Annotated in this window: 24 protein-coding genes; 7 read left to right on the top strand and 17 right to left on the bottom strand. The window is 55.2% G+C overall.

The annotated features are described in order from the left end of the window. The first annotated feature begins 110 nt into the window (after positions 1-110). Both QME66_05880 and QME66_05875 read left to right on the top strand, forming a co-directional pair. A complete protein-coding gene (locus QME66_05880; GenBank protein MDI6808497.1) occupies positions 111-404 on the top strand; it encodes a hypothetical protein in 294 nt (97 codons plus the stop codon). Continuing rightward, complete coding sequence (locus QME66_05875) at positions 405-1,418, top strand: hypothetical protein (protein ID MDI6808496.1); 1,014 nt, start codon at positions 405-407, stop codon at positions 1,416-1,418. 10 nt (positions 1,419-1,428) lie between these two features. Here QME66_05875 and QME66_05870 read toward each other — a convergent pair whose 3' ends face one another. Beyond that, positions 1,429-1,566 (bottom strand): hypothetical protein, encoded by a 138-nt coding sequence (locus tag QME66_05870; GenBank protein ID MDI6808495.1) that lies wholly within the window; start codon positions 1,564-1,566, stop codon positions 1,429-1,431. Positions 1,567-1,591: 25 nt separating this feature from the next. Here QME66_05870 and QME66_05865 point away from each other — a divergent pair, with 25 nt between their 5' ends. The 5 genes from QME66_05865 to QME66_05845 all read left to right on the top strand — a co-directional run bounded on the left by QME66_05865 (position 1,592) and on the right by QME66_05845 (position 3,514). Further along, positions 1,592-1,822, top strand: a complete 231-nt coding sequence (locus QME66_05865; GenBank protein MDI6808494.1) for a hypothetical protein — start codon at positions 1,592-1,594, stop codon at positions 1,820-1,822. Further along, positions 1,819-2,253 (top strand): hypothetical protein, encoded by a 435-nt coding sequence (locus QME66_05860; protein MDI6808493.1) that lies wholly within the window; start codon positions 1,819-1,821, stop codon positions 2,251-2,253. Before QME66_05865 ends, QME66_05860 begins: the two co-directional genes overlap by 4 nt. Positions 2,254-2,314: 61 nt before the next feature. Continuing rightward, positions 2,315-2,746, top strand: coding sequence for a hypothetical protein (locus QME66_05855; protein ID MDI6808492.1), 432 nt, complete (start codon positions 2,315-2,317; stop codon positions 2,744-2,746). Continuing rightward, positions 2,743-3,045, top strand: a complete 303-nt coding sequence (locus tag QME66_05850; protein MDI6808491.1) for a hypothetical protein — start codon at positions 2,743-2,745, stop codon at positions 3,043-3,045. The genes QME66_05855 and QME66_05850 overlap by 4 nt, the downstream gene beginning before the upstream one ends. A gap of 1 nt (position 3,046) precedes the next feature. Then, positions 3,047-3,514 carry a hypothetical protein gene (locus QME66_05845; GenBank protein MDI6808490.1) on the top strand — a complete coding sequence of 156 codons (468 nt, stop codon included), beginning with the start codon at positions 3,047-3,049 and terminating at the stop codon, positions 3,512-3,514. Positions 3,515-3,650: 136 nt separating this feature from the next. Here QME66_05845 and QME66_05840 read toward each other — a convergent pair whose 3' ends face one another. The 16 genes from QME66_05840 to QME66_05765 form a co-directional block, all read right to left on the bottom strand. Then, positions 3,651-4,097: a hypothetical protein gene (locus QME66_05840; protein ID MDI6808489.1), complete on the bottom strand. Its 447-nt coding sequence runs from the start codon at positions 4,095-4,097 to the stop codon at positions 3,651-3,653. Between the two features lie 192 nt (positions 4,098-4,289). After that, positions 4,290-4,796, bottom strand: a complete 507-nt coding sequence (locus QME66_05835) for an NlpC/P60 family protein (GenBank protein ID MDI6808488.1) — start codon at positions 4,794-4,796, stop codon at positions 4,290-4,292. Continuing rightward, positions 4,793-5,944: a hypothetical protein gene (locus QME66_05830; GenBank protein ID MDI6808487.1), complete on the bottom strand. Its 1,152-nt coding sequence runs from the start codon at positions 5,942-5,944 to the stop codon at positions 4,793-4,795. Before QME66_05830 ends, QME66_05835 begins: the two co-directional genes overlap by 4 nt. 220 nt (positions 5,945-6,164) lie before the next feature. After that, complete coding sequence (locus QME66_05825) at positions 6,165-7,010, bottom strand: hypothetical protein (GenBank protein ID MDI6808486.1); 846 nt, start codon at positions 7,008-7,010, stop codon at positions 6,165-6,167. A gap of 9 nt (positions 7,011-7,019) precedes the next feature. Continuing rightward, positions 7,020-8,165, bottom strand: coding sequence for a hypothetical protein (locus tag QME66_05820; GenBank protein MDI6808485.1), 1,146 nt, complete (start codon positions 8,163-8,165; stop codon positions 7,020-7,022). After that, on the bottom strand, positions 8,165-9,049 hold the full coding sequence (locus QME66_05815) for a hypothetical protein (GenBank protein MDI6808484.1): 885 nt from the start codon (positions 9,047-9,049) through the stop codon (positions 8,165-8,167). The genes QME66_05820 and QME66_05815 overlap by 1 nt, the downstream gene beginning before the upstream one ends. After that, positions 9,049-9,804 (bottom strand): hypothetical protein, encoded by a 756-nt coding sequence (locus QME66_05810; protein ID MDI6808483.1) that lies wholly within the window; start codon positions 9,802-9,804, stop codon positions 9,049-9,051. Before QME66_05810 ends, QME66_05815 begins: the two co-directional genes overlap by 1 nt. Then, positions 9,801-10,100 carry a hypothetical protein gene (locus tag QME66_05805; GenBank protein MDI6808482.1) on the bottom strand — a complete coding sequence of 100 codons (300 nt, stop codon included), beginning with the start codon at positions 10,098-10,100 and terminating at the stop codon, positions 9,801-9,803. The genes QME66_05810 and QME66_05805 overlap by 4 nt, the downstream gene beginning before the upstream one ends. 3 nt (positions 10,101-10,103) lie before the next feature. Next, the gene (locus QME66_05800) at positions 10,104-11,786 is read right to left on the bottom strand and encodes a hypothetical protein (GenBank protein MDI6808481.1); all 1,683 of its coding nucleotides are present in this window, start codon (positions 11,784-11,786) and stop codon (positions 10,104-10,106) included. Positions 11,787-11,792: 6 nt separating this feature from the next. Then, on the bottom strand, positions 11,793-12,512 hold the full coding sequence (locus tag QME66_05795) for a hypothetical protein (GenBank protein ID MDI6808480.1): 720 nt from the start codon (positions 12,510-12,512) through the stop codon (positions 11,793-11,795). Next, on the bottom strand, positions 12,490-12,864 hold the full coding sequence (locus QME66_05790) for a hypothetical protein (protein MDI6808479.1): 375 nt from the start codon (positions 12,862-12,864) through the stop codon (positions 12,490-12,492). Before QME66_05790 ends, QME66_05795 begins: the two co-directional genes overlap by 23 nt. Beyond that, positions 12,854-13,330: a hypothetical protein gene (locus QME66_05785; GenBank protein MDI6808478.1), complete on the bottom strand. Its 477-nt coding sequence runs from the start codon at positions 13,328-13,330 to the stop codon at positions 12,854-12,856. The genes QME66_05790 and QME66_05785 overlap by 11 nt, the downstream gene beginning before the upstream one ends. Positions 13,331-13,440: 110 nt before the next feature. Beyond that, positions 13,441-13,644: a hypothetical protein gene (locus QME66_05780; protein ID MDI6808477.1), complete on the bottom strand. Its 204-nt coding sequence runs from the start codon at positions 13,642-13,644 to the stop codon at positions 13,441-13,443. Continuing rightward, the gene (locus tag QME66_05775; GenBank protein ID MDI6808476.1) at positions 13,644-14,477 is read right to left on the bottom strand and encodes a hypothetical protein; all 834 of its coding nucleotides are present in this window, start codon (positions 14,475-14,477) and stop codon (positions 13,644-13,646) included. The genes QME66_05780 and QME66_05775 overlap by 1 nt, the downstream gene beginning before the upstream one ends. Positions 14,478-14,498: 21 nt before the next feature. Beyond that, positions 14,499-14,939, bottom strand: a complete 441-nt coding sequence (locus QME66_05770; GenBank protein ID MDI6808475.1) for a hypothetical protein — start codon at positions 14,937-14,939, stop codon at positions 14,499-14,501. Positions 14,940-14,941: 2 nt separating this feature from the next. Then, positions 14,942-15,682 carry a hypothetical protein gene (locus tag QME66_05765; GenBank protein ID MDI6808474.1) on the bottom strand — a complete coding sequence of 247 codons (741 nt, stop codon included), beginning with the start codon at positions 15,680-15,682 and terminating at the stop codon, positions 14,942-14,944. Positions 15,683-15,763 lie beyond the last annotated feature (81 nt).

The following is a 15,763-nucleotide window of genomic DNA, read 5'->3' as shown; positions in this document are numbered from 1 at the left end:
GAATTTTGGCAGTACGGATGGGAACGGACTGAGCGCGGCGAGGACGACAAGCCCTTCATGACCGAAGTCGAATGGGCCGACTGGTGCAATAAATATCGCAAGGAGAATAAATGAAACGACATGGCGACGTGGTGCTTGTAAAGATTGACGCGCTTCCGGCGGACGCGAAATCTCTCGGCGTCCGCAAGGAGCTTGTCTTCGGCGAGGTGACGGGCCACGCCCACCGGATAGATGTAGGAGAATTGTTTGAGACTAGGAACGGAGAGTTGTATCTCAAAATGCCAAAGGCTGGAAAGTTGACGCACGAGGAGCATGCCCCTAGTCCTGTCGAGAGAGAGACTTACCGGGTCATCATTAAGAGGCAATACACCCCTGATGGCGGCTGGGCCAAGGTGGTGGATTAAGTGCCTAAAAGAATAGATGTTCTCACCGAACAGCAGAAGGAGAGCTTAAAGTCTTGGTGTGACGAGTGGATCAAGATAGGTCTTTCAACCGAACCAGCGGACTGGGACAGGCAAGAAAAGGCTCTTCGGGCATGCTACCGATACGCGAAGCTGAATGACGGCATCCCGATTATCCGAGTGGCGTCGCCTATCGTGGGAGCATTCGCGGCACCTATAGCGGCTAACATAATCTCTAAAGTCAAGAAGGTTGACATTAAAGATTTTGCCGTGGACTCAGACGTGTACTCAGCCGTTGACTCAGCCGTGGACTCCAAAGTGTGGTGGCATTATTGGCTTGGCGGAGCGCTTTGGGTTTATTGGCCCAGCTTTACCCAGTTCTTCGTTGAGAAATGCGGGCTGGATTTGGGAGAAGTTGGCGACCGCGCCACGGCATACGCCGAGTTGAGCAGGAGCGGTGGGTACATTTGGCCTAATAAGTATTTCGCTATGGTTTGCGACCGGCCGGAAAAGATATCTAGGGATGCTCGTGGACGACTGCACTGCGAGGATTCCATGGCCATACGGTGGAGAGATGGTTGGGGACTCTGGATGTGGCATGGAGTGAGAGTCCCGGCGAAGCTGATTATGGACCCCGACTCAGCGACCAGGGAGGATATTATCAATGAGACCAACAGTGAGGTTTCCCGGGTATGGGCGGAACGGTTAGGCTGGGAGAAGTACTTTAAGCTCGCAGACGTGGTGAAGCAAGACGCATGGCTTGATCCGAAGGCCGGGCTCCATTATGAGTTGTATGACTTTCGCAAAAGAGCCGGAGAGCTTCAGCCTAAGCTCCTGCGGATGGAGAGCCCGAAAATCAACGATGGGACTTCGCCGGTTTATATTGAGCCGGTGCCTCCGGGCATCTCCAGCGCCCAGGCCGCCAGACGATGGCAGATGCCGAAAAAGGATGGCCGATGGCCCGAAGTCGCGGAGTGCAACAGGACCCCCGAGCTGGTTTTTGAGTGGGAGGCATGAAATGAGCCTGTTATATGAGCAGATCAACGCCATAGAACGTGTCGGAGAATATTTTAAGGAACAGATATTGAAAAGCAGCAAAAACAGAGACAAGTATATTCATTTTTTGCGGCATTTCCCGGGGAAAACCGAACTTGGTTTTTGGCATGAAATTCTTCTAAAGGATAAAGGACATGAATGAAAAAATACAATTGGAAGCCGAGAATTTCGTGCGCGTCTGGCAAACGAGCAAAAGCCTCATAGAAGCCGCAAGCCGCCTAAACCGGTCCAGACAGGCTGCGCACCAGAAATCGTTTATCTATCGAAGCAACGGCGTCCCGTTGAAATTAATGTCCCAGCAGGATGGGAGACATTCTCGCCTCGATTGGAATAAATTAAAAGAGCTGGCAGAGAAAACGTCTTGAAGCCCACGATCCGCAAGCTCCTCGTCAAGAAGCTGGATAACCTGTTCAGCCTTTACATCCGTCTGAGAACAAGAAATTATTCCGGTCCTAATTGTCCGTTCTGCTCCAAGAATCCCATAGAATGCTGTTTCCATTTCATCACGCGGGCCAAGTATTCCGTCCGCTGGGATGATAGGAACGCCGTAGGTTCTTGCTCAGGATGCAACTACCGAATGGAGTACGACCCTCATAAGTACATAAAGTGGTACATTGACCACTACGGGAAAGATAGCTACGACGAGCTGATTCGCGACTCAAACATCATCAAGAAGCGGGACAATGAGGACTTGCGCTTGCTGGGCTTGGAGATAAAGCAAAAGATGTTCCTCGAAGGGTTAAAAAAGAAATTCAGGAGGAAGCCATGGGCGGGCGAACGGCCATTCCAGCGATAAGGAGGAAAAGCGTCGCTAACAGGATTTTCCACCAGAGACTCCCCAAGATACTCTGCTCGTTATGCCGAAGGGGAAATCCGGGGAGAAAACACGCCTGCATTTCCATGAACTGCCTGTGCCCAAACTGCGCGGTCATCGCATGAACTGGGGGGAAGGCGATCAGTTTTGGGAGATACTTGAAGGCCGGGCGATCAAGCTCGTCCTTATCGGCCTGGCGGCGGGCATCGTCTACGCCAACTGCCGCAGGATTTCTGGTCTGGATAGAATCCCCAAGGATCACTTGCGGATCAAAACCTCCGGGAGCGAAATTAAAATATACGGCTACACCAAAGCCCAGATCGGGGACCTACGCTCCCCGGGCCGGATCGATGTAATTTTCTGCCTGAATTGCGATCCCCCGGGAATTTGCGTTTCAGCGATAGATAAGAAATACTATTCATTCCAAGGAAAGTCCTGCTGGAATGAGCCAGAAAAAAAGGAGAGCAAACCATGAAAGGAAAGCGCAAGTATACCAAGAAGTCGGCGTTCTGGAATAACAACGGAGTCCTGGTTGACCCAGTGGCGGACAAGACCGTAAAGAAAATCGGCACTGGCGACATCTGCTCGGTGATATCGGCAGAAGTCCTGATCGGATTATGCGATAAGAATGAAAAGACGATAACGCTCCCGAGCAAAGCCGTCGTCATCAGGAAATACCTGGCGGACAAACTCGTCAACACCCAGTTCCTTGGCGATATATCCAAAGAGCTGGATATCAAGGATGAAGAAGTGATCTCCGCCATCTCGAATTAACATGGAAAACCAGCCCCGCCCAAGAGGCCGCCCGCGCAAGAATCCAAACGGGACTGCCAAGACCGAGGAAATCAGGAATCGCTCCCTTCCGGCTGGAGTGAACCTTGACCTCAGCCGGGAGGCGATTCGGATAGCCGAACAAGCCGATAAAGAGCCTCTTGAAACCCCGAACGACATGATAGCGCGGTTGTCTGGTGGTCAAAATGTTCCCGATAGCCAGGGGCATCCCAAGCTGGTTGATATCGCCAGGCAAGTAATCGAAAAATCAAGAACGGCCAATGATGGAAAGCCTCAGGCGCAAACGTGCCAACAGCTCGCCATCGGTTATTATCAGGAATTCGTCAAGGCCGGTGTGGAACGCTCAGAGGCGGCCACGCTGTCCCTGGCGACATCCGTTCTGGAGTGCGGCATGGTGGGAAACGAACTGAAAGACGTGCTTAGGAAAGCCCTAAACCAAGGAACTTCCTGAATCGCTTAACCGCCAGATCAAAGCCTCGCAGCCGACGATATTTAAGGCGTTCAAGAAGGACAAAGCTCCCTAGATAACGGAGTCTTTGTCCTTCTTGATTCGTCTTATCTCGTGCTCTCTCAGGCACCAGGAGAATTTACAGCTCGTTGATCTTTTTAGTCGCCTCATCCCGCCAGATTCCAAGAACGGAGTCAATGGAGTGAGGGCCTTCCTTGACGATAGTCTGCTTGATTTTCTTCTGCAAGGCATCGCCATACTCCTTGATGATGTGATTCGTCTTTTCCGTCAATCCGCATAGGGCCGGAAATTTACCGCAAACCGCGTTTGCCTTGAGATAGAAATCCACCTGCGCCTGGTCAAATATGCGATCCATGTTCGCGGCGGCTTTCTTGGAGGTGAATTCAGCTTTCAGCTTGCGCGCCAGCTCCTTAGCGGCTCGGCGCACGGCGTAACCCGCCAACAGCTTAAGGACCGGTTTCAGCCAGTTCCTCGGGTTTAGAATTCTCAGGGCAATGGCGAACATAAAATCACTCCCTATCCGCATGCCAGGTAATAGCAATGGTCTTAACGCGGCCACGCTCAAATTCAAGGAGCTTCGCAGGAGTTGAAGGACCCAGGTCATTTAATTGATCCAAGGCGTCTCTGAAGTATGAGCTATATGTGTGTCTCAAGTCCACCTGTTTGCGGCATAAAAACTCCTTGGCCCCATCCGGGAGAAAGCCGAGGCCGAATGGGCACTGATACGACGTGGCCAGCCATACGACGAAATAGAATTTCATGCTTCCTTGTACGGCCTCATGGAGAAGCTGGGATGCCGCGCCCAGCAGCCGAAACGGGCATGATCGCGGATGTAGTCCCATGAAGTTTTCCTGACCTTGCCCACGCTCCCGCCGACAGCGCCGATAATCTCGTTGGAGCCTATGTATATCTCAACGTGATCCGCTTTCCCGGCGTCGTTAATGAGAAAGCCAAGATCGCCAGGGAGAGGTTCCTTGACCAGACGGCAAAAACCCATCTGTGCGTTGGCGCCATCTGGCATTTCAAGGCTTGTGGAGGCGTAGCAATGTTCAGAAAGTTCCGAACAATCGAAAGCCACGGAATAGGGCGAATCGCTTCCTTTCTTATTCTCTACACCAAACTTATACGGCTTGCCAAGCTGCTTGACGGCGAAGTCAACCACCTCGGCGCGTTTCTTCATTTCATCTTCCATGCGGTCGTGCCCCGTCCAATTGATATCGAACGTCTTTGAGATGAAAATACCTTTTTTTAACCATTCTTTCACTTCGACTCTTTAAAGCGGCTGATTCCGCCGGCTGTCGCGGCTTGGGCGGCTTGCCTTAGTTTAAGAAATCTGGCCAGGTTCCTGGCGGCTTCTCCCGTCTTGAGCGCAGAGGCCGCAATGCGTGGAGAGCTTAACGCGCCGATCGCTCCCAGGGTAATCCCGGCCTGGGGGATGAATTCAGGCCGAAATAAGGCCGTTGCTCCAAGTCCACCAAGAGCAATCGGTCCGAAGGGAACTCTGCGGAGAAGCGGTTTGAACTCCTTCCTTGAAAACTGTGTGAATATCCGGTCCAGGATGTCTCCTCCCTGATTGGTCGCTTTTGATGCCTTCTCAAAAAGTCGTCTTTGGCTCGTATTGGATTTGAATAGCCCGAACAGCTTTTTCTCCACATCGCCGGACTCGAAAAATGTTCCTATCCTTTTAAGGTTGTCAACCACCCTGCCGAAAGCCGCTCCTGCCGGGCGAAGATGAGGAACTATGGTCAGGATTTCCTCGTTCAACTGCTTCCTCATCTGTTTTAGTATCCCTTGCGCAGGCTTTGAAACCTTAGCCAAACCACTCGTAGGATCAATCACGGCATCTAAATTCCTGCGAAACGCGAGAGCATCAGGAATGGAAAGAATTGGATTCTTCTGAATTAACTGGATGATATTTACAACCTCCTCCTGTTCCGCTTTCGGTATTACCAGCTCACCGCCAAGCGTTGATAACCGATCTAAAAGCTTGGATTCTCCAAGATTCGCGACGCCCATGGCATTTATCTGTACTCCTTTAAATTTGCTGGCCAACTTATTTTCTATTCTTCCCAATTTTTCACCGGCAATACGCCTCGCATTTTCCAATGTATTCTTGAAATTAAGTATTAGTTTATCCGTCATTTCTGGGTCAAATTTTCCCAATTTCGTAAGGACTTCCTTCGGGCCCTTTTTAAGGATAAATTCAGTGGCTTCTTTCGATACACCCTGAAAGGATTCAAGCAATGGGGGGAGAAGTTTTCTGCCCAGCTTTCCACCGAGCTTCCCGGCTCCCTTAGCCAGCGGTCCACCGACCAGCTCAAAACCGGCCTGCATCCCGAACCTTGAACCAGCCTCTCTTGGCGAAAGTGCCGGTTCGCCGGCTGACAGTCGCCTGATGCTCTCCGCGCTCACGTCTCCCAGGCCCGCACCGATAGCTCCTCCGGCTAAGGCTCCCAGCGGCCCCAGGGGAGCGCCCAGCGCCGCACCACCAAGTCCACCCGCGATTGCCCCGGCGATTGGCGGAGCTTCTCTTGCCAGAAAACCGGGTTCTTTTCGTAATTTTGCAGGTTTTCCTGATTCCGTGAGCGCCTGCGGTTCCGGGCCCAATTCCTCGTCAAGAAGCCTGTCTATCTCATCTGGCATTTTGAATCTCCTCGATGAGTCCCTTGCCATGTTCACGAGATATCCTGCCGGCTTTTATCGCTTTGATTACGGCTTTAACCGCCGGATTCTCCCCGAGCGTCTCTTTATCAATTATTTCATCAGGACCAAGGATGGCGGCTTCTGGGGAGACTCCGAACTGCGTCGCAAGACCCTTGAACTGTGACCTGCGTTCATTGTGGAGAACCTGCGCTCCGCGAAAAATATTCCGCGACTGGCCAACGAAATCCTGCCTTTGTTCAGGAAGAAGAATTTGTCCTGTTTGTGCTCGTGCGATGGCTGAACGAACGAAATTTGGAACTTGAACGCCCTCACCCTTTTCACCGCGATCGACTTTCCCAAGCCATGCCCTGGCTTCCGCTGCCGTGCGAAATTCACCTTCTCTAACGACTGATGGCGGATCAATGAGTTTCATGAAATTGAAAATCATAGCCAAATCGCCAACTGCTGACGGTTTTTGAGCGACGGATTCAATTCTTTTCTGCGCTTCTTTCTGTTTGAAGAAATCCGAACTAAGTCCTTCAAAACGCTTCCCTATCTCTTGCGCTGCTTTAAGACCTTTAATGCCGCCACCCGCGTTTTTTGCGGCTTCGGCAAGGTTTTTACTTATTTCAGACTCTGTTTTTTTTCTCTCCAGTTCTGTTTTGGCCAATTCCGCGGTGCGCAGTCTTTCTCTTTCTCGCTTCGCCGCTGCTGCCTCTGGGGTTGAAGCCGCTAGGCCAAGAGCCGCCTCAAGACCGGATGGTCGACGGACTAACGGCTGAAGAGTTTGAAACGCAAGGTCAAGACCAGGATCAATTACGTTAAAATCAGCCATGCCATCCTCCTAAACCGGCAACACCCTTGCTCCACCGCTTCCCCCGCCGCCGAAGATATCCTCGAACACCTGCCGGCCAGCCTGCGCCCCGGGGGCTCCGCCAAGGCCGAAACCGACCAATTGTCCTCCGGCCCGGGCAAGAGCCTGCCGTTTAGCCGCCTCGCTCTCGGACTGGAGCAACCTCTCCCGCAATGAGGCTCCCCGGGTCAGGTCTTCAAGCTGGAACTGCCGCTGGAGGCCGCCCCTCTGCAAGGCAAGGGCTCCCTCAAGGCCACCTTGCCGCAACAGGTCCAACCCGCGTCCGGACTCTTGCTCGAAGCCAAGTAGAGCCGGGAGCTGTTGGGCCCTCACCTGAGCCGCAGACTGCGCCAGGGCTTCGTTTAGAGCCCCTGAAGGCCCTCCCAGGAGGCCTTGCCGCTGTAATTGGGCTATACGGGGGTCCAGGATGCCCCGCAGGGCCTGTTCCGTGCCACCACCGAGCAATTCCTCAAGTCTGCCACGCGTAGACGCCTGGTTGGCCAAGAACTGCTGTTCAATGGCATGCCTGGCCTGCGCCTCCCGGGCGAGCTGGTTCTCAAAGGCCTGCTGGGAGGCCTGGGTCGAACCCTCGAACAGTCCTGCCAGGTCTACGTCAGGTCCACCCTGGGACAGGGCAAAGCCAGTCGCCGCCCCCCCCCCAAGCAGACTAAGGGCTCTGGCGAGGTCGAACTGTCCTCCGGCAGGTAGTCCTCCTTGGGCCCCCCCAAGCGGCGGGGCTCCCTGCATCGGCTGTTGAACGCCTGGTTGTTGGCCACCACCGCGGAATATACCCCCCAGCTGGCCAAGTCCGCCCAAGCCGCCAAGGAGGCCCGGGATCGCCTTTATTCCACGTGAAAACGCGCCACCTGCCCGGCCAAGGAGATCTCTGAAACCGCCCCCCGCTGTAGCGCCAGCCCCTGCTCCGGTGCTGATCCTTGGAATAAATCCACCTATGCCCTTGGCCAACCCGCCAGCACCGGCCCCCATTAAACCAGTCTCTAGCCCGCTTCGAAGGGTCAACGGACCCCTTCTGAGCCCTCCAGTGAGTCCACCAGCTACCAAACCAGGCAATCCGCCAGTAAAGAAGCCGGTTGCCCCACCAAGAGCGCCTTTTGCTAGGTCATCAAAAAAAGCCATCAAAACCCCCTAAGCGGGCGTATGCCGCGTCTGCTCGTCCCGAAATCAGCCGAAGAGCCCTGTATTGGTAATTGTAACGCCTCATTGAAGGCCAGATCAAAGTCATCAAGGCCTGTTCCGTTCTGACTCGCGACCGGCTCTAAAGCCCGCTCGAGAGCCCCGCCCTGCTGATGCGCCGCTATCTCCCTGGCGAAAGGCGAGGCTACCGCCAATCCGGCTGACACTGGCCCCAGGAAAGGCGCTAATGCGAACGGCGCTATTTGTAGGAGCTGCTGCTTAAACGTCCCCGGTCCCTCCGCCGCGCTCCTGGCCCGACTTTCCGCTGCACCTTTCAAACTGCGCTCGAATTTAGCGCTAAAGGACGGATCAAACGCGATGTTGCGAAGCGCCTGTTCCACGTCATCCCTATCAAGTCCGGCCTGCGCGAGCTGGTCGAATGGAATGTTCTGTAGGATATTCTCAAGCGCGGATTTCCTCTGCGTCTGAATTTGTCCAGCCAATTGCTGAACCCCTGGGGCCCCTATCGCCTGGCCGAATTGCTGTGCCAGCGTAGCCCTCGTGGCCGCATCGGCTTGCGGGGAAAGGAGAAGCTGTTCAAGTTCCTGGTTCCCCATCAATGGCGCCTCGGCCCTTGAACGTAGAGCGGCCCTGGTAATCTCGGGGTTCTCCTGCGCCAATGAGAAGACATCCACCGCCCCCCCGGGGCCGCCCTGCTGTTGAAGCCGCCTCAGTGTCTCGAGCCGTAAAGCTGACTCCTCGGCTCTGGAGCCTTGCCCGCCTTGAGCCCGCACCCTGGCTATCTCGGCCTCAGTGACCGGAGCGCCCTTGATCCTGGTCTTGAACTCAGTGACCTCGCCAGTCCGTGGGTTGATGCGGATGGCCACTACTGCCTCCCCGCCGACCAAACGTTTAGCTGGTTGCAATCCGACAACACCCCGGCATCAGAGAACGCGGAAATCCGTATATGCCCCGTTGATGACATGGCCGTATCCCGCTGGCAAAATCTCCCGCCGCTGGACGCGAAGGCGCAAGTACACTGCACGGAGAAAAACGGCGTGGTGAACGGAGTGGAGAGAGTCACCGTGTAATCTCCCGCCCCGTTGTCCGTCACGCTCGTGACCCCCACTTGAAATAATATCGTCTCACCTGGCGTATTCGTCCCAACCCATACGACATAGGAGCTGATGATCTGATCGCCGACCATGCTCCCCAGGAAAGTAGTGCTTGATCGGAAAGTCGCTGTTGAACTGACCGTCGCTCCCCCATTTAGTGTGACCCCTCCCGAAAATGTCGAAGCAGCGCCAAACGTGTTTTGCCCACTGAACGTCTGGGTTGCGGTAAGTATTGCCGCGTTTGTAATCTGGGACCCAATATTTGTCCCATTGAGAACCAACGAGCCGGTCGCGTAAAAAACGATATTGTCAGTCTCGTCGCTGCTGATAACGACGTTGCTAGTAACATATAAGCCCACAGTCGCCACTGTTCCGTTGTAGCTCGTCGTGGCTATGCTCACCCTGGTATTGACAGTGCTGATGAGGACTGTGTTCGCTGAGGCCGCAAGCCCCTCCATCACGGCTCTCCTGGCATGACCCGCCTGAGCGCAGAGAAGCAATAAAAGCAGCGCACCAAAACTTCTCATAGCGGGTCCGCCCTAAGAGCGCCGTTGTTATCCACGCTGACGCGGAAAACCGTGCCATTAGCCGAAGCCATGATAACGCCGCTTCCTGAGTTCACCACCCGTATGTCCCCCCCGGATACCTCCAACTTGCCGTTGTTGGCTGTCTGCGCCACGGCTGTCCCAATGAGAACCCTCTGATTCGTGTCGTCCACGACCAGTGGAACCCGCGTTCCATCCACCGCCTTGGCCAAGATATTCCTGAAGAACTGGAACAGCCGCAAATCCTCCAGTTTCGGTATCGCAAGCTGTATGGACATCAGTCATGCTCTTTGCGCATCTGATTCATTGAAGAATATCTCAATCTTGTACACCTCGAATGTCTGGTCGGCCGTATTGTTCGACACGGTGACCCTTATCGCCTTGCCGATCCTGCGAACCGGGATGGCGCGTCTGGACACCGTGCCGACCCCGCCGGTCATGGGAGCGTTGGTGTTCACCACCGTCGCTCGATCTATTGAGAAGCCGACCACCAGGTTTCCAGCGGACTGCGTGGCCAACGTGACGCGAATCTCTGAAAACTCCACATCATCATCAAAGACAAACTCCCGACTGGTCCAGCTGCCGTTTATCGCCGCCGTATTGTCGGCGCTCCCAGTATCCAGGGTCGTCAGAGACGTGGTCCCAACATTCCCCGCCGCAAGACTATAGGTCCCGCCGCTGGTGTATTGAACCAAGGCGAAATCGCACACTTCCCCCGCCGCCGACTGTTGGGACATATCCCACTTCCACCACGCCCCCCGCTCGTCCTGGACGTAGATGGTGTTGAGCGTGTCAGCCGGAGTCTCGTCGTTGTCGGGCACCGAACACCACATACGGTCGTTGTGAACAAAAGCCACGGCAGAATCCTGCATGGCCTCGGAGGCGAACGCCAAGCGCCTGAATCCGTCCACGTCAGCTTGAACAACCAAGCTTATTTTCTGGATACTGTCCCCCCCCGTATAAGCGAACCAACCGTCCGCCGTCAGGAATTTTAGTATCCCCTGATGCGTGACGGCTGTCCGGGGGAAAGTGAAATTGAAATTCACCGGAACCGAGATGGGTTGAAGAACATAGGTCGGGTTGGAGGGATCGAACACGTCCCCCACCAAGCGGTACATCCCCCGGCGAGTGAAGATGATGAGGGAGTCCTCGTAGATCGCGAATCCTCTGGTCGGGTTACCCACCGTCCCGACTTGCTGGAAATTATTGGAATTCCATGTTGCGGCATCTCTTAGGGCTGACCAACGAACATCGGTCGTGTTATGACCCAAGCCAAACAGGTAGTTCTTGAACGCGATGATATAGCGGAACGCGGGTACGGCAGCCACTATCACCGTCGTCGTGCCGTTGTAGCGGTAACCCCTGGTCCCGTCCACCACGAAAATATTCTGCGCCCCGGACACATCAAACGACGCCATGCTGGTCGGTCGGCCCTGGGTTATCTGCTGGATAACCGTGTAAGCACTCCCCGCGCTATAATTCGCCGGGTAGTTCGCCGTGAGAGTCAGCTGAGTGTCGGAGTCAACCGTTGATATTTCCGTGAACGTCGCCTCGGCGTTGACCATGAACCTGTCGCCCGCCGTGACGTTGGTGGACCAGGCCGTCCCCGAGCCGGTCACGGTCGCGCCGGTCACCGAGACGGTACCGGTCACATAACCGGCCCACGAAAAGGAAGTCCCGTTGTCCGTGTAGAGAAGATATTTTTGGCTATGAGCCGACACCCTCCCGGCGATCATGAGCCGCAGGAGACTGCTCGATGCCAAGTGGCTGGTGTAGAGGTTTTCCGGTATCGGCGTCAGGCTGTTTAGAGATATGGACTGGACCGTGAAGCCGCGCCTCTTAGCCAGCGCCCGCGTCTCGACCCAGACATTGTTACCCACCGCATGCTGGTTGTTGGCGACCAGGTTTACCGCGTCGTTGGTGTTCCTGCCGCCGCGAAAATCATCAATTACTATCTTCGGCATCGCTCATCACATGCTCAACCGCTCCGGGGTCATTTCCCCTCCGGCATGGATGGTGTCCCATACCTGGGATGAATCGTCGGAAAATTCCTTGCTCTGCGCTCGTATCCTCTGGACCTCCTTCTCGTATAAGCGTCCAAAGACGATAGACTTTTCAATGTTCCTGGGAAGGAGCATATGCCACGCGAGGTAGTAGACCGCCGTGACATGAAACGGAACCTGGAATATCGGGGAGTCAGTCTGTGCCGTAAGCGCCGCCGGGGATTGCGTGGCGTATATGCGCATGGTCAGAGCCACGTCGAAGGTGGTATCCGTGGTTATCTGCCGCTGGGGGAACTCAGCCGCCGCCAACGCGGGAGTGTTCACCAGAACGTAGAACGACGGCCTGGCGTTCGCGTTGTCCGTTGATCGCCAACTGGGACGTCTTTTTGCCAACTCGAACTCAGCGATCGGTTTAAGCCGCGTGTAATCCGTCCCGCTGGAAGGCTCAAGAATCACCGCGTTGATGTCCAGGATGTCGGTGTTCATATTCACCGCACCTGCCGCCCCGCCCGCGCCAACGGCGAAGCTGATCGTCTGCTGTTTCCTGGGATACCGAATTTTTAACGCCAGGTCGGTCTGCCAGTTATCCAGGAGATCGAGCAGATTGGCGTCCGTGTGGAACGGATTGGTGGAGTCTGTGTCGTTTGACGCCCGGCGGGCCTGGTCAATGATCGTGCTGACCAGCATGTTCCCTCACCAAAGCCGGGATGATACGATGATCCATGCGGATGCTTTTCTTGTTTCGGTCGCCGGGATTTAAATAAGTCATGGCCGAGCCGATGCCGCGCTTGTCCCGCCAAACATGGGACAGGTCGGGAGCCACGCGGCGCAGTTTTATGTCCCGACGATGCGCGGCGCTGATGCGGTAGGACTTTCCGGTCGAGGGGATGAATACGTCCCTCTTTACCGTCGGATAAACGAATACACGGGACTCAAACACGCACGAATGGCATCCCTCAATGTACTTGCCGTCAACATGAGTGCCGATGAGGCGATGGATAACGCGGTCGCCGCGATGCCCAGGCCGCTCACACCTCATCAAAACGCCTCTCGCGTTTCTTCCCCTCGAACGTCAGCGGATCGAATTTGTCATCCACCTCAACCACGAGGCCGGACTTCTTGTCGGTCTTGTACTTCTCGACCAAGACCTTGGCCGCCTCGATCGCATCCGCCGGGTCGAATCTGCCGATATCGTCCACGCCCATGGGCTTGCCGTGAATTTGGATCATCTCGCCAGGTTTGAAGCCGTCCCATATACCCATGGCCAACTTGGTCCCCCGGACGAACTCCTCTCCATCCCTGGGCGTCAGGATGACGGCTTTGTGGGCCTTCTCTAATTCAAGAGCCAACTCCCTGGGGACGAACTTATACTGGTTTGACTCGTTTTGTATGAGCGTCGGCGTCCGATCAGGATTGAGGACCGGCAAGCCATTCCGGTAGGACAATACGCGATCCCTCTTAGTCATCGGCGCCATCGTGACTTCTACGTTATCCGCTTTGGACATTAAAGACTCCTTTCCTGCAAGCGGCGAAAAACGGGGGAGGTGGCGAATCCCCCCATTTACGCCTTATCTCCAGACGGCGAACCCTGGAATGACGCCGTGGCACGAACAGGCTAGGGAAGGTTTTTGTAGCCGATCCCCTTCGCCGCCTTATCTCCCGATGCGAACTCCTCCGATCCAGCCTTAACGACATACGCCTTCTGCGAGCTGACCGGAGGAGGTGGAGGCCCGTTCTCACGGAGGAGGAAACCAGCCACATCATCCTCCGGCAGGTAAACGTACTTCCCATTCTTGTTCCGGCAGAGAACATCGCTCATTAGGTAAGCACCTCGCAAGCAGAGATTCCCATTCCGGCAGTGTCGCGCAGCTCGCTCGTCCCGAACAGGATATGCCCCACCAGGTCATCCGCAAGACTCAAGCGGAACTTCTCCATCTTAATGTCTATCTGCACCGCCGCGCCGAAGGCTTCCTTGTGGAACACCATATTCCTGATTCCCGAGGAAGAAACCACGCGGTTGGAGAAGTAAACGGGGATACCGTAAATCTCCCCGAACAACCCCGTGATCTGCGAGCCCCTGCCCAGTCCGGTCTTGGAAGAGTCCACGAACTTGTCTATCTTCATCAACGTCCGCTTGGACGCAGGCCGGAACGTCATCGTGCGGTCCTCAAGAGGCGCAACTCCCTCATCAAGGATTTGGATGGCGTTGAGCAATGTGTCATCGGTCAACGCAATCCCGGACGTTCCCACGCTGTTAGCCAGGCCGGAATAGAGGTTGAAAAGCTGATCCTCCAAATCCAGGGCCAAAGCATAACCGATCTTCTTCGAGTACAGAGACATGAGGTCATAGCTCGATTGGACGGTGATGAGGTCCGGTATCTCGACTGCCGCCTCACGCCATCGGTTTATGTTTATCGTGTAGTTCGACTCAGCAGGAGACTGACCGACGTAGGTCCCCCCCGATCCAACCGCGTTGGTGGTGAGGTTCGTGACCTGAGGAATCGTCAGAACGTCACCCTTCTTTTTCACTTCCACGTCGAAGCGCAGAACCCGCTTTCCCATGATGAGTGCTTCCTCACGGGCCAGCATGGCATTCTTAGCCCAGACATCAGCTAAAAATGGCGCCTGGTTAGTTGTATCGAATACAGCCATCTATCCTCCTTGGCCCCTTGCTTACGGGACCTGCGTCGAGTAGGTGCGGTAGCAGACGACCGCCCAGTCCGCCGCGACTGCCTTATTGGCAAAAATACCGTTAAGGAATATCACGGGAGGCTTAAACTCGACCAGCGTATTTTGAGACGTGGATTGCGAGTAGACGCGCATGAGGTCGAGTGTAGTGTTGGTCAACACGCTCGTATCCTCGAACACGACATAGCTCGCTCCATCCGCCGTGGACGTGGACGTTAGAACCCAATCCACGTAAGACACCCCGGAGGCCAGCACGACGGTCGTCGTCCCGGTGGCCTGTCCCAGGACGAAATGCCTGCACGGCGCTTCAAGCGGCGACAAGTTGACCCCGTCCCCAGTCGTCGGCGTGTTGATCTGCGCGACGGCCAGAAACGGCAACCCACAGCCGATCAAGAAGGCCGCTAGAACTGCCAGCTTTTTTATCACGGTCAACCTCCTTCCTGCTGGGAACTCTCCAGCATCTTCATCGAGTATCCCTTCGGGTCTTTGGCGAATTCATCCAAAGGAATCTTCTTGAAATCATCCATGGACATCCCTGAACCTGACCCGGATGGGCTTGTCATGGCCGGACGAGCCAGGCGATCCTTGACCGAATCGGCGGCCTGGACCGTGGAAGCGGACCGATCAAGCTCATTGCCTGTGACCATCCGGTATGCCGCGCGGATGGCGTTCCCGCGTCCCGCGCTGGCCAGGTTGTACGTCTTGATCGCCGAGACCAATTGCTCCTCGATCTGGTCGTTATAGCCTTGGATCGAACGCACACGGCCAAGAGTCGTCCGGTAATCAATCTCGTCCTGAACGAAATAATTCATGTTCTTCTGCGTCTCTTCGATCTTGGAGTCCGTATACCCGCGAGGATTCTTCCAGTACTCCGTGTCCGCTCCGGAGGCATCTTCTGTCTGACCTGATTTCTGGTATTCCTCCAACTTCTGCTTGTACTCATTGGCCTGGCCGACGACTTCTTGGAACCTCTCGTAGGGAACATACTGCGCCTGCGGATTGAACCTCTGTCCAAGCTGAGTCCCCTGAACCTGCTGGGGCGGCTGTTGATAGTACTGCTGGGTCTGCACAGCCGCTTGAGCCTCATCTGTTTGGGCGGCCGGATTCGGCGCCGAATTCAGCGGCGTGTTTTGGTTGCTCTGGATGATCTGCGGCGCTGTTATTTCCATTTTCTCTCCCCAGGTTTAACGCCCCTCGGCGTGATTCGGGATGCCCAAAAAAGGGGCCGTGGAGAGTGCACGCTCCACGGC

Source organism: Candidatus Eisenbacteria bacterium, assembly GCA_030017955.1.
GTDB lineage: Bacteria > Eisenbacteria > RBG-16-71-46 > JASEGR01 > JASEGR01 > JASEGR01.
This window is presented reverse-complemented; position numbering and strand designations above follow the sequence as displayed.

What these genes read in the sequence shown, in the direction of transcription:
- QME66_05880 (MDI6808497.1), top strand. Translation starts at nt 111, where the DNA reads ATGAAACGACATGGCGACGTGGTGCTTGTAAAGATTGACGCGCTTCCG.
- QME66_05870 (MDI6808495.1), bottom strand. Translation starts at nt 1,566, where the DNA reads ATGCCAAAAACCAAGTTCGGTTTTCCCCGGGAAATGCCGCAAAAAATG.
- QME66_05865 (MDI6808494.1), top strand. Translation starts at nt 1,592, where the DNA reads ATGAATGAAAAAATACAATTGGAAGCCGAGAATTTCGTGCGCGTCTGG.
- QME66_05855 (MDI6808492.1), top strand. Translation starts at nt 2,315, where the DNA reads ATGCCGAAGGGGAAATCCGGGGAGAAAACACGCCTGCATTTCCATGAA.
- QME66_05850 (MDI6808491.1), top strand. Translation starts at nt 2,743, where the DNA reads ATGAAAGGAAAGCGCAAGTATACCAAGAAGTCGGCGTTCTGGAATAAC.
- QME66_05845 (MDI6808490.1), top strand. Translation starts at nt 3,047, where the DNA reads ATGGAAAACCAGCCCCGCCCAAGAGGCCGCCCGCGCAAGAATCCAAAC.
- QME66_05825 (MDI6808486.1), bottom strand. Translation starts at nt 7,010, where the DNA reads ATGGCTGATTTTAACGTAATTGATCCTGGTCTTGACCTTGCGTTTCAA.
- QME66_05820 (MDI6808485.1), bottom strand. Translation starts at nt 8,165, where the DNA reads ATGGCTTTTTTTGATGACCTAGCAAAAGGCGCTCTTGGTGGGGCAACC.
- QME66_05810 (MDI6808483.1), bottom strand. Translation starts at nt 9,804, where the DNA reads ATGAGAAGTTTTGGTGCGCTGCTTTTATTGCTTCTCTGCGCTCAGGCG.
- QME66_05805 (MDI6808482.1), bottom strand. Translation starts at nt 10,100, where the DNA reads ATGTCCATACAGCTTGCGATACCGAAACTGGAGGATTTGCGGCTGTTC.
- QME66_05800 (MDI6808481.1), bottom strand. Translation starts at nt 11,786, where the DNA reads ATGCCGAAGATAGTAATTGATGATTTTCGCGGCGGCAGGAACACCAAC.
- QME66_05795 (MDI6808480.1), bottom strand. Translation starts at nt 12,512, where the DNA reads ATGCTGGTCAGCACGATCATTGACCAGGCCCGCCGGGCGTCAAACGAC.
- QME66_05790 (MDI6808479.1), bottom strand. Translation starts at nt 12,864, where the DNA reads ATGAGGTGTGAGCGGCCTGGGCATCGCGGCGACCGCGTTATCCATCGC.
- QME66_05785 (MDI6808478.1), bottom strand. Translation starts at nt 13,330, where the DNA reads ATGTCCAAAGCGGATAACGTAGAAGTCACGATGGCGCCGATGACTAAG.
- QME66_05780 (MDI6808477.1), bottom strand. Translation starts at nt 13,644, where the DNA reads ATGAGCGATGTTCTCTGCCGGAACAAGAATGGGAAGTACGTTTACCTG.
- QME66_05775 (MDI6808476.1), bottom strand. Translation starts at nt 14,477, where the DNA reads ATGGCTGTATTCGATACAACTAACCAGGCGCCATTTTTAGCTGATGTC.
- QME66_05765 (MDI6808474.1), bottom strand. Translation starts at nt 15,682, where the DNA reads ATGGAAATAACAGCGCCGCAGATCATCCAGAGCAACCAAAACACGCCG.